The following is a 12,276-nucleotide window of genomic DNA, read 5'->3' as shown; positions in this document are numbered from 1 at the left end:
AAAACGCCTTCGACGCCTTCCGCCCAACCGAATGCCGAAACTACATCACCGCCGCAGGATACGACGCTTATGACCCAACCTGAACGGCAACAGCTCTAGGTGTTTGATCCCGCAGTGTGGTGGTACGATTGGCCATCACGCTGCAAGGGACGCGCTATGGGCCAAGTTCTTCACGGAAGCGCCCGCACGACGGAGGCAGTCCGTCGCGCGATACAGCTACGTCAAGAGAGCGTGAGAGCGGCTGCCAAACGCTACGGCGTCAGCCCGACCACGATCCAGAAGTGGCGTGATCGGCAGACGACGGCCGATGCCGCCATGGGGCCGAAGGAGCCGCGCGATTGGACGGTCGCTCGTGGTTCAGCCGGCCACAATGGGCTCTGGTCGCCCTTCCAACACGACGAGGCTGCGGCCGACGACATCTAGGCCACGTTCGGGAGCGTTCAGCTCTCTTGATGTCGTTTCCGGGTCAGCCGTATCAAGCAGCAAAATCCATTTCGCCAGCAGCTTTGGCGGCAGGAAACGAACCGTACCAACGTCGCCGTTCAAGATCACGAGCAGCAGGCGTTGCACCTGGGCTGCGGCCCCCTCAATAACCCGTCCATCGAGCAGCATGCCTATGCAGCGCGCCGCTGGATCCTGCCAGCTTTCGTTGGAGGCAGGCGCACCCGTCGCGTCGATCCAGCTAACATCCTGTAGGATTTGACCGCCGATCGTTTGCGGCTTCCCGTCCAGGAAGACGGGCATCGAAAGCATCGGATACTGGCCGCGCAACGCAATCAGTCTCCGGGTGAAATTCCTTAGGCTCGTACTATAATCATCGACACTTCCCCAGTCGAGCCAGGAGAGCTCGTTGTCTTGGCAATAAGCATTGTTATTGCCATGTTGGGTGCGACCAAACTCATCGCCCGCCTGAAGCATGGGCGTACCCTGCGATAGGAAAAGGGTGGCGAGCATGTTGCGCATCTGGCGTAGGCGGACCGAGCGGATCTCCGGATCGTCGGTCGGGCCCTCGACGCCGTAATTGTAAGACAGGTTGTGGCCGTGCCCGTCGCGGTTGCCCTCGCCGTTCGCCGCGTTGTGCTTCTCGTTGTAGGAAACGGTGTCGTTCAATGTGAAGCCGTCATGCGCCGTGATGAAGTTCACGGAGGCCCAGGGCCGGCGCCCCGGCCTGTTGAACTTGTCGGCCGAGGCCGTGATGCGCGAGGCGAGTCCCGGCAGGAGCCCGGCATCGCCCTTCCAGTAACCGCGTACGTCGTCGCGGAAACGGTCGTTCCACTCGGCCCAGCCCGGCGGGAAGCCGCCGGCCTGATAGCCGCCCGGCCCTACGTCCCAGGGCTCGGCGATCAGCTTAACCCGCGACAGCACCGGGTCCTGCCGTAGCGCGCGAAAGAAGCTGCCGTCCTCGTCGAAGCCGTATGGCTCGCGGCCGAGGATCGTCGCGAGGTCGAAGCGGAAGCCGTCAACGTGCATCTCCTGTGCCCAGTAGCGCAGCGAATCCGTAACCATCTGCAGCACGCGTGGATGGGTCAGGCTGAGCGTGTTCCCGGTGCCGGTGTCGTTGATGTAGTAGCGCGGCTGGTTCGGCAGCAGGCGGTAATAGGAAGCGTTGTCGATGCCCCTGAAGGACAGCGTCGGGCCCTTCTCGTTACCCTCTGCTGTGCTGTTGTAAACCACGTCGAGGATCACCTCGAGGCCGGCCCCGTGCATGCCCGCCACCATCTCCTTAAACTCGGACGTGGCGAACTCCGGCTCGGCGGCGTAGCGCCCGGCTGGGGCGAAGAACGAAAGGGTGTTGTACCCCCAGTAGTTCACCAGGCCCTTCTCGAGCAGGTACATCTCGTCGATGAAGGAGTGAACTGGCAAGAGTTCGACCGAGGTGACGCCGAGGCCTTGGATATAGGCCAGCACCTCGGGGCTGCCGAGGCCCGCATAGGTGCCGCGCAGGTGCTCGGGAACCGCTGGGTGCAGCTTGGTGAAGCCCTTGATGTGGGTCTCGTACAGGATCGTCTTGTCCCACGGCACGTCCGGCTTCTGGTCGTGGCCCCAGGTGAAGGCGGGGTCGATGACCCGGCACTTGCGGGTGAAGGGGGCACTGTCGCGGGTGTCGAAGGTGGTGTCGTCGCCACTCTCCATCACGTAACCAAAGAGCGCTGGGTTCCACGTGACGGAGCCGACTAGCGCCTTAGCGTAGGGGTCGAGCAGCAGCTTGTTGGGGTTGAAGCGGTGGCCGGCCTCGGGCTCGTACGGACCGTGCACGCGATAGCCGTAGACGAGGCCAGGGCCGGCACCCTGGATGTAGCCATGCCAGACGTCGTCGGTACATTCCGGCAATGGCAGCCTCTGAATCTCCCGACGCCCCACCGCATCAAACAGGCACAGTTCGACCTTGGTGGCATGGGCGGAGAACAAGGCAAAGTTGACGCCCCGACCATCCCAGACCGCACCCAGGCGGCCGACATCGGTACCATCCGGCGCCGTCGTGAAGCGGTACGACGCCGACTCGACTTCGAGTTCCGCCGGCACGCGGTAGCGCGTGCCTAGAGCGGTCCGGATCTCAAGAACATCCTCGTCGACCGGGACGATCGTCCGCCCCCCGTCGGACAGCGTCAGCACCGTCGCCGGCTGGCGCCCGCGCGCGTCGGCGATCTCAAGCATGACTGGTGTCAACGCCGGAACCTCAAACGAAAAGGCGGCACCGGCCGGCGGCACCTGGAATTCCAGGGCTCCCCTGCGTCGCAGCAGGCCGACGGTGAGCATCCGGACCGTCTTCGGCAGGATGGCGGGCAGCCAATCGCGCATCGCCTCGGGCGGCGTTTCGACCGGCAGGGCCGGGTGATTGGGGAGCCGGGCCATCGCCGCCCAGGCCAGGGGCGCATAGCTCGGTGCCGCGCGTACCGCCACGGGAAGGCGCGGGAGGATCCGGTGAATCCAGTAGGCCAGCTGATCGCGCTCCTCGGCGACAAGTGCGGCGAGAACCTGCCGAAAACTTCTGTCGATCCGCGCCGCCCGGTCAGCGGCGTGCACCGCCAGCCCGAGCCAAGTCAGCTTGTCGGCCAGGCGAACCGTCGGCGCCGCGTGCCGGTGGATCTGGCGGGTGAGGCGGTAGGAGCGGTCGAGCCGCTCCTGGTCACCGGCGAGCCGCTCCCATAAAGCGCCCACGGCCCATGGCTCCAGGACCAGGCCGGATGGCCCCGCTGACTGCACCAGAGGGCTGAACCAGAGATCCGCCTCGGTCCCGCCGTCGGCCGCCGGGACGAGTTGCAGACGGGCGGCGCGCAGCAGCTCCGGCCTGACTGCCGCGGTGAGTGAGACCACTTCGGCCAGCGCGACCACGTCCGGGGCTTGCAGCGCGAAGTGATTCAGCAGGTGCCGGCCTTCATCGATCGTAATCATGGCCGATCCCCACCAGGCGGCGCACGGCACCGACGCCGACACCGCGGTCCCAATGAAGCAGCTTCATGTGCGTGTGCAGGCCGCCCGGCCAGCGGCGCGGCGGATAGGGAACGAGGACGAGGAGAGGACAGCCGCTCGCGCGCAACTCCTCCGCGAAGCGTCGCCACATCCCCGGATCGGGCAGGACTCCAGACCAGGGTGGACAGCCGATACTGAGGTCCGAGACCAGCAGCACAGGCGTGCCTCGCGGTGGCGGATGATAAGGCGTCCGCTGCATTGGGCCTCGCAGCAGAAGATCCGGCCTTAGGTCGAAAGCTACCACCTCGGTCCGCTCGTGGCCGACTACGGCCCGAACGGTTGCAATGAGGCTATTCAGGTCGGAAAAGAAGGGCCGCATTGCCTCCCGCCGATCCAAGACCACCTGCACTCCGAACCGCAGGGTCGGGGCGGGCCGGCGCGGCAGGCGACGTGGAATGGGCCGCTGGAAGCTGAGCGCATCGACCAGCGCCTCCACTGCGGGCTCTCCGTCGTCGGTGCGGACAGCCAGGCTCAACGAGATCAAGGACCGCGCGAGGCGCTGACGGAACAGGTCAAGATCGAGGGAGGGCGGCGCTTCGATGGAGGCTCGCGGCCGTTCGCGAGGCAGCGACCGCCATCCCTGCAACCGCTTGCGGTAGTCGCGAACGTCGCTCCGGTCGGGGAGCGCCCGCAAGGGGATGGGGGGACCGCCAGGCCCTTCCTCCCTGCGCGCGTCGAGTTCCGCACTCGGTGCGACGAACTCCTTCCGCCAGGGAGACTCCGGTGCGGATTCAGAAAAATCCGGGATCATCTCATCCCGCTCGGTCTGCTGGGCGCCGCCGGCCGCTTCCAGGTCGAGGGTGAAGCCGAGAAGGCGGACGATGTCGGCGACCCTGCTCTGGTCCGTCGGTGCCAGCACGTGGAGAGCAATCGCCAGGTCTCCCAGGAACACGTCGTTGGCACGGCTCCCGCGCGCGCGCGAATGCGGATCCATCTGATCAGACCGCGCTCCCGCTATCGGCCTTGGCCAAGGCGGCGCGGATCAGGAATTGCCACACCTCGCTCTCGGGTGCGATTCCCAACTTCAGGCAGGCCCGCACGACGTCGAGGTACTCGGCGGCGCTCGGGGACCGTAGCCCGCGCCGTCGGTACTCGGCGGCAAGCTCAAATGTCTTTTGTGCGAGCTCCCGGTAAAGCTGGTCATGGTCCGGCCCGAAATGCGTTGTCGCGACTGTGACGAGCCGCTGGAGGTTGGGCTCGGGCAGTTGTACCGCGATGCACCGGCGCAGGAATGCCGCGGGCAGGTCCCGCTCGCCATTGCTCGTGATAATGATCAGAGGTGGGGTTTCGGCCCGCACCACGGTTGCCGTCTCGACGACGGTGAAGCTCGACGAGCCGATCGGGACAAGTAGGTTGTTGGGCAAGTCGGGATCGGCCTTGTCGATCTCGTCGATCAGCACCACGGCCGCGGCTCCGCCGGCGTTTGCCGGATCTAGGGCCGTCGGGAACGGGCACTGCTGATCGGCCCATCCGCGCCGGCGGGCGCTGTCGGGATCGAACGCCCACCAGAAGATCCCGGGCTCGATGTAACGGTGCAGGTCGGCCTCGCTGCCGCCCTGGGGGCTTGCGGCGCTACCCTGCCGGTGCGCATCCGCAAGCCGACGGATCGCATCGTAGTGCCAGAGTAGGTCCTGGGCCTGGGTTCGCGACGTGACGGTAGTCTCGTAATAGCGCCAGCCCAGGGAACGCGCGATATTAGCGGCCAGCGACGACTTTCCCGAGCCGGGCGGCCCGAAAACCAGCAGCGGACGGCCGGTGGCGAGAGCCACGTTCACGGCGAGAACGACCTGCTCCTCGGCGTCGTAGACATACACCTCGCCGTCCCGCCGATCCGCCGGCTGCCGGAGGGCCGCGTCGAAATCAGTCCGGAAGGACTGGACGTGCGACGGATTGAACAGAGCCTTGTATTTCATCGGATCCGTCCTGCATTAAAGTTTGTTTTATCGATAGTAGAAATCGGCTCCGATACGCCAGGCTAGAACCTGGCGTGCCTGAGCAGGATCGACCTCGGGGCGAATGAACCTAGCTCCGGAAACCGGCATCCGCTCCTCCATGGGCACGCGATCTTCGGTCAGCACCAGAAAGGTGAGGCGGGGATATACGCGGCGCAATCTGTCGAGGATCTGCTTCTGAGGTTCGGGCGGGGGGAACAGTACGAAGACCGGCTCCAGCTCGGGATCAGGCATGCGCAGCCAGGAGAGATACCGTCCGCGTTCTTCCGGCGGAACGCCTTCGGAGAACTGGCGGTCGATCTGCTCGATGAAGTCCTCGACGAGGTCCTCGCGCAGTCCGATTTGCAGCGGTATAGTCGGCCAGCAACCATCGGACGGCGTACCGCATGCCCGACAGAGGTACATGCGCGAGACCTGAATCTCGCAGGCATTGATTGCCAGCAAGCGATCGGGCGCCGGTGCATCCCTGGCCGATCTTACGGCGTCGGCGGCACGGAAGTCGATCCAGCAGGTTGACAATAGCTCGACGATGTGCCGGCGCCGCTCCTTTGGGAGCATCAGCGTGCGTAGGACATCGAGGACCCTCGTGAGGTCAGCCTGCATGAGAAGGCGTGCCAGCGCATACCGTCGGTCCAGGTTGGGCGACCATCGTCCGAGATCCCCGCCCAGCATCTGCCCCGCCGCAAGGATGCCGTTGTCGCTGACCGAGTTTAGGCATTCTGAGATCAGCCTTTCTATGTTTTCGATGCTCTGCGGCCGCGACCTGTCCTCAGCGCTCGAGGGCAGCCGCGCCAGCACCGCGGCGATGTAGCCCGGCGGCGCTTCGCCGGCCGCGGCGCGTTGGACAATCGTCTCCAGCTCCGGCTCGGCCGGCGGATCGCTGGCCACGAGGCATTGCAGCTTGTCCAGTGCCGAGGGCTCCAGCCGGCTCGTTCCCAACGAAGGCGGAGTGACGGGCGGGATCAGCACGGGCACGAGGGTGAAGCGCGGGTCGCAGTTGCGTCGCCACGACAGGATCGCGATCTCGTGGGGCACCCAGAGCGATTGATCGCGCGCGCGCTCGTCGATCAGGACGATGGCGCCCTGGCACAGCTCCATCCAGGTGTTCAGAGACGCGCGCCATGGTCGACCCACATCCTCGTCGAGACGTGCCGTGTCGAGCAGGACATCGAAGCCGTTTACAGTAAGCCATAAGTAGATTTCTCGCAACGTCCGCCGCGAAACTTCAGCGTGCGCGCTGTGACTTACGAATATTTTGGGCTTGCTCATCTACCTGCCCAGTTAGCCTCTGCTTGAGTTAGCGATGCAGGTTTCTAGTGTCGAAATGTTGCTCCTTGACAAAAATATCGTCTTTACCTGACTAATGCTCACTGAGGGCTGGCCGCGCCGTAATCCGACGCTGTTAGGCCTACTAGGCTGATTTTTTTGTGAAGAGTAGTTTCGCCAATGGTGTGCCTTCCAACCTGAGCGGGGTCCACCCTTTCGCGCTTTGAATGGCGCCGGATGCCCCTCTCTGTGAATCGCCTTCGCGGAGTGACCCCGGCAGAAACTCTGGTAACTCATTCTTCAAGCCGCTAAAACCGAAACCGAAGTGGGATCACGATCGGTGCCGACCGTGATCCCACTTCGAAATTAAATTCAGCTTACACAGCAGTAGCTTAAGCTCTATTGTGTGTGGGGTTGCGATTTGAAGCTTGTTCACACCTTGCGCGCAGCCAGCCCCAGCAGGCGTTCGACGAAGATCCGCCCTGGGCAGTGGCTGCAGTGGAAGCAGCGCACCTTGAGGCGCCACGTCACAGTGCGGCGCGGCCGCGATCAAGCTTCATGCGGGTCGCGTCCGGCCGCGCGGATTGAAACGCCTGCGCAGACGGCGGCCCAGCCGGGAAAGCCTGGCTCGGCGGAAGAAGGAATTCGCACCACATTCGATCTCTTCCGCGAAGGCAGCTCGGGCGCTCTGATCCCGATCAGGGTCGGAGATGTCTTGCCCGTCCATGAGCGGTCGGACACGCAGAAACGACCAGTTCTCGCGCAGCTCCGGATCTCCGGCCAGTGCGGAGGGCTGGGCGCGGAAGTTCCGGTCCGCGATCCGATAGCCCGCCAACATGAGGCCGTCGCACTCGTTTTGCGAGAAGTCATCGAGGTCGGTGCGGATGGCGGCGAGCCCCCGCTGCACGCGCTGGTCCAGGCCGGAATCGATCCGATCCGTCGGGACGGCGTCGCCGGCCGCCGGCTGGCCGCCGATCCAGGTGACCTCCGAGGTTGGCAGTCCCGCTTTCAGGTGGAGGAAGCGCAACTCGCGCAGACGGCGCGTCCGAAGACGCAAGAGAAGATTACGGAAGGTCGCGCGGCGGACCGTGTCCATGAGGATGTCGTTGGCACGCTTCATGACCCACGGGGCGAAGAAGCGCGGTTTAGCGTCGCTGACGAGCTGTCCGCAGCCGTCGCTAATGAACACGATGGTACAATCCTGCTCGATCAGGCTGAAGATACCCTGGTTGTCGTGCACGCCGCCGTCCGACAGGCGAATGCTTCGGTCGGGATAGAGCGCGTCGAGGTGGATCGGCGGAAAGACGCCCGGTACCGCCGCCGAGGCTGCGACGGCGGTGCTGAGCGAGGTCGCGTCGTGGGGCGGCGGCGCCTCGCCGAGGAGGTAGAGCCGCCGCAGCCGCTCGCTCGCGTCGATCTCCGGCTCGATGGAGCTCGGCGGCTCCCCCATCCAGCTCGCGGTGAACTGCCAGTTGTGGCCGGTGTTCAGCGTTGTCGCGTTGATGACGAGGATCGGCACCTTCGCATCGCGACGCCAGTTGTGACGCTTGGGATTGAAGGAATCATCCTCGCCGCACGGCGTGAAGACGAGATCGTGCAGCGTCGGGTCCGGTTTCTCCGGCGTAGCGTAGAGCGCCGATCCGAGCATGCGACCCGTGACCAGCGTCCGGTCCCGCAAGCCGCGTCGAAGCGAGCGCAGCATTGCGCCGGTGCGGATATCTTTCCGTAGCGCCTTCACCAGTCGCTTCCTCACCTCCTCGACCACCGCGACGTAGTCCGCCCGATCCATGGCGCCGTCGACCTTGGACTGCAGCTTCTTCTTGAGCTCGAGGTAGTAGAGCGCGCCGAGGACCGACCCGCCCGACACACACGAGATGACGTCAATGTGCCGCAGCAGGTCGAGCTCGGCCAGACGCGCCAGGGTCCCGACGTGGAAGAGGGCGGCACGGAAGCCGCCCCCGGACAGGGCGAGCCCGACCTTGCCCGTAGCGAGCACCCGGGCGGCCGGGCCGGTGACCAGGGGAGAGATCGCCACGAGCACGCGCTCGCGCTCCTGCACGGCGGCACACTGGACGTAGGCGAGCGCAGCGAACTGACGGGCGAGGGTCTCTCGCATCCAATCTTCCGGTTTGAAACGCTCGACGGCCTCAGTGAGGATCCGACGCGTCGCGTCGGTGTCGCCCCGGCCGAAATACGCCTCGGCGAGCGTGGCGGCGCGCCACCACGTCCCGTCGACCGCGTCTGAGCGAAGCTGGTCGATCCGGTCGCAGACCGTGCCCCGAACCTCCTTTGCCTCGCGGCGCAGTTCATCGGCTCGTTCGGACGGCTCGGGTGAGCAGGCGCTCGCCTCCTCGTTCGCGATGAGGTCGAGCACGAAGGCCACGTTGATGGCGGAGTAGGTCCAGTCGTCGAGCCTATCGTCCGCGCGCGCTGCGGCAAGCGCCCGCCGGTAGTTGCGGAGCGCGCGTGTGAGCGCCCGCGCATCGCCACCGACATCCCACATGCGCTTCTGAATGGCGCCGGCGAGGTTGAGCGTCTCCGGGTCCTGCGTGCCGGCGAGATTGGCGCGCTGTTCCAGCAACCGGTAGGCTGTCTGGAGGCCTTGTTCGACCTGAAGCTCGTTGTCCTTATAGGTGGCCAACGCCAGCTTCTGAACGGCCTTCAGGATCCAGTCCGGCCGCTTGCCCGCGGCACCCTCAACGAAGCCAAAAAGGTAGCGCCGCGCTTGGCCGAAGGCCTTGGCCCTGAACCAGTGCTCCACCGCATCGAAATCGGGTTTCTCCATGGGCTCCCCCTGCTCTCTCGCCCCCGCCCGGACAGGCGACCGCAGGGCTCGGCCGAGCGTTCCGACCGCTGCCGTCCCTGGGCCGGTGGGTATCGGTCCCGCCGCCGGATCGACGCGACGGTAATGCAGTGCCGCTCATCGAAAAAGATGTACGAGCAGGTCGTTAAGGGACGCAAGGCGCCAGCTCGGCATCCCCACGGAGGCGCCGGATATTGGTCGAGACGACGCCAATTCCCGCGAATGCATCTTGAGGACGACTGCGATGCAGCAATATTGTTATGAGTCGGAGGTGAGCATGAGAAAAGGCCTTTGTTACACGTCGGTCATATATGTTGTATGTGGTTCCATACTTTGCTGCGCGGAGGCTCACGCGTGTGTCGCGACCCTGTTCGCCGCGGCAGAGCAGGACGGGCGCGTTGGACTGGCGCGCAAGAGTAAGCCTGTCGATGTTCGGCCGGCCCGGCCGGGCGAGATCGTCGTTACGATCCTGGCCGGAGAGAAGGAGACACAGAGCCCGCCAGCTAAGGCCGGAGACATGGTGGTGCGCAATCGCTGCCGAGAGACGGGAAACGAGGAAATCCTTGTCGGGGCCGCCAAATTCGATCAGCGCTACGAGGGTCCCACAGGGACTGCCGGGGCGGACGGCTGGCAGCCGTATCGACCCCGCGGCGTCGAGATGCTGTACGTCATCGTTCGGGATGCCGACGGCAGCTTCGATTTCGAGGCTCCCTGGGGCGAGTCGATGATCGCCCGGCCCGGCGATGCGATCGTTCGCGACCCTCAGGACGTTAAGGACACCTACCGGAACGAGGCGGTGGCTTTCGCCTGTACCTACGAGATTCTGCGACCGGCATCGCCGGCCGGTCCGCGGCGCTGAGTCGAGCCGTGATTCAGGTGTTCGATCCCGCGATGTGGCGGGGCGGTCGGCCACCATGCAGCGAGAGACCTGAAGGAGTCACGGGGATCAACCCCCCCGAGGCACCGGCGGCGTCCGCCGACATCGCCTTCGCTCTCCGGTCGAGCTCCTGCTCGATCGTGACGATCCAATCGATCCCTTCGCCCCGGACCGCACGCGCCTTTCGGATGAAGCCCAGGTTGCGGGCGGTCGATTTGGGCTCCCAAGGTTCGCGGGTCGTGGCCAGGGCGTCGGCCAGAGCCACACGCGCCTCGGCCTCGTCCCGGCCGAGGACCGAAAGCTCGAGCCGGGTCGCATGATCCCAGTAATCAGGCTGCTTGAGGCCCAACCGACGCCGGGTGGCGTAACGCACGACCGGCAACAGCTCGTCCCGACGCGCTTGCTCTCCGGCGATGTCGAGGAGCGTAACGGCGTTGATGCCGGGATAGGCGTCCCGCATGTCCGCCTCGTAGCCGGCGACATAGGTCGCGATGGCCTTCCGGAGCCAACCGTCCGCCTCGGCAGCGTTTCCGGCGTCCGAGGCCTCGACCCAGAGATCCTTGTACACGCGCCCAAGCAGGCCGTTGGTCTCGCTGCTCGGGCCATATTCTTCGATGAGGCGCAGCAATCGCTGTTCCGCCTCGCGACGCCGCCCGAGGCGGTTCAGGGCGAAGCTCACCTGCTCCTGAACGAGGACGGTGCGGGCGAGCACGGTGGCCATCCGTGGGAGGAGATCGACCATTCGCTGCCAAGCCTCCACCGCACGGTAGGAGAGCAGCAGGTCCACGACAATGGCCGGATCGGCGTCCGCGACGTCGAGCTCGCTCTCGACCCTGGCCACGGCCTCCGGCCCGCTCTCGCGAGCCAACTCCAGCTTGGCGCGGAAATCCCGGGAATAAGCCACAAGCTCCCGGAACCGATCGGTCTTCAAGCGGGCGATCTCCGGTCGCGGCCAGTCCGTCACGAGTTGGAACAGCGGGCTGTCCTCCACAGGGTCGCGGCATGAATTCAAGCGGGCGGCCAGGGCGTCGCGGTCGGCGTCAGGAGATTCGGGCGCTCCGTTCGCATCCAGCGCGTATGGCAGCCCTCTCAACGGAGCCACGTCGAACGGTAGACGCATCCCACGTCCGAAGACGAGCACGGTGCTGTGGGGCCGCACCCCGTGGCGGATTCCCAGCTCGTAGAAGACGTTGGCGTTCGCCGTCGTTAGATCTGCCACGGCGTAATCGCAGAGCATCAGGCGCTCGAACATCGGCTTGTGGATGATCCCCCCGACATTCTCCTCGTCGGCACGGATTGGCTCGAGGTTGGCCGCCTCGACCGCCGGCTTGATGATCTCGCGATACACGCGATCGAAGTCGATGATCCTGCCACCTTCCTCGGGCTTCTTGCCGAACGGCATGAGAACGAAACATAAGGGTTTCATCGCTTGCCCCCGTCTTAACTGCTGCGCGCCTTTGCCGGAAGCTTATGGGCGACACGCAGTTCGTCCAGCCGACTTGAGACCATCCGTCGCGCGAGACCGGGATTGGCCCGGACCAGCCGCGAACGGAGGACACGCATGATGATAATCGCCGGTTACCTCGACCGCGAGACCTAAAAGAAGCTGTCGACGAGCAACCCGCACCGCGGCCAAGCAGGATGCAGCTGCCGGTGCGTAGTCATGGGAATCCTGGGATGCTGAGTGGAGAGGTCTTGGCTTCTCCGACTGGCCGATCGCAGCGGCCATCCTTCTACCTAGGCCATTGCTCAACCCGAACCCTCCCGTTGTGGGGCAAACCACACCAAAGCCACGCAGCAGATGATCGGCCCCCACGAGGTGGTCCGAGGATAAAGTTAGTGCACGGTTGGCCGCTCCGCCACGGGTAGCTTGGCCGGCGGAGCTGGTCGGGCGAGCGCAGCCGGCC

At 65.2% G+C, this 12,276-nt stretch carries 6 protein-coding genes and 2 pseudogenes; 2 read left to right on the top strand and 6 right to left on the bottom strand.

Features of this window, described 5'->3' with window-relative positions; all coding sequences use genetic code 11:
• Positions 1 to 156 precede the first annotated feature (156 nt).
• Positions 157 to 336, top strand: a pseudogene (locus ASF25_RS22100) (helix-turn-helix domain-containing protein); the annotation flags it as partial.
• 39 nt (positions 337 to 375) lie between these two features.
• Here the strand turns inward: ASF25_RS22100 and glgX are convergent.
• From glgX to ASF25_RS15670, 5 genes and pseudogenes are all read right to left on the bottom strand, one after another.
• Positions 376 to 2,523 (bottom strand): annotated as a pseudogene (gene glgX, locus ASF25_RS15690) (glycogen debranching protein GlgX); the annotation flags it as partial.
• Positions 2,524 to 3,376: 853 nt separating this feature from the next.
• Positions 3,377 to 4,405 carry a hypothetical protein gene (locus ASF25_RS15685; RefSeq protein WP_056305749.1) on the bottom strand — a complete coding sequence of 343 codons (1,029 nt, stop codon included), beginning with the start codon at positions 4,403 to 4,405 and terminating at the stop codon, positions 3,377 to 3,379.
• Positions 4,406 to 4,409: 4 nt separating this feature from the next.
• Complete coding sequence (locus ASF25_RS15680; RefSeq protein ID WP_056305747.1) at positions 4,410 to 5,384, bottom strand: MoxR family ATPase; 975 nt, start codon at positions 5,382 to 5,384, stop codon at positions 4,410 to 4,412.
• A gap of 27 nt (positions 5,385 to 5,411) precedes the next feature.
• Positions 5,412 to 6,692, bottom strand: coding sequence for a toll/interleukin-1 receptor domain-containing protein (locus ASF25_RS15675; RefSeq protein WP_156369019.1), 1,281 nt, complete (start codon positions 6,690 to 6,692; stop codon positions 5,412 to 5,414).
• Between the two features lie 553 nt (positions 6,693 to 7,245).
• A complete protein-coding gene (locus ASF25_RS15670) occupies positions 7,246 to 9,474 on the bottom strand; it encodes a patatin-like phospholipase family protein (RefSeq protein ID WP_056305743.1) in 2,229 nt (742 codons plus the stop codon).
• A 295-nt stretch (positions 9,475 to 9,769) separates the two neighbouring features.
• Here ASF25_RS15670 and ASF25_RS15665 point away from each other — a divergent pair, with 295 nt between their 5' ends.
• Positions 9,770 to 10,351 (top strand): hypothetical protein, encoded by a 582-nt coding sequence (locus ASF25_RS15665; RefSeq protein ID WP_200927309.1) that lies wholly within the window; start codon positions 9,770 to 9,772, stop codon positions 10,349 to 10,351.
• A 13-nt stretch (positions 10,352 to 10,364) separates the two neighbouring features.
• Here the strand turns inward: ASF25_RS15665 and ASF25_RS15660 are convergent, their stop codons facing one another.
• Positions 10,365 to 11,771 (bottom strand): TRAFs-binding domain-containing protein, encoded by a 1,407-nt coding sequence (locus ASF25_RS15660; protein WP_200927308.1) that lies wholly within the window; start codon positions 11,769 to 11,771, stop codon positions 10,365 to 10,367.
• Between the last annotated feature and the right edge of the window lie 505 nt (positions 11,772 to 12,276).

It is taken from the genome of Methylobacterium sp. Leaf100, assembly GCF_001422845.1.
Classification (GTDB): Bacteria; Pseudomonadota; Alphaproteobacteria; order Rhizobiales; family Beijerinckiaceae; genus Methylobacterium.
This window is presented reverse-complemented; position numbering and strand designations above follow the sequence as displayed.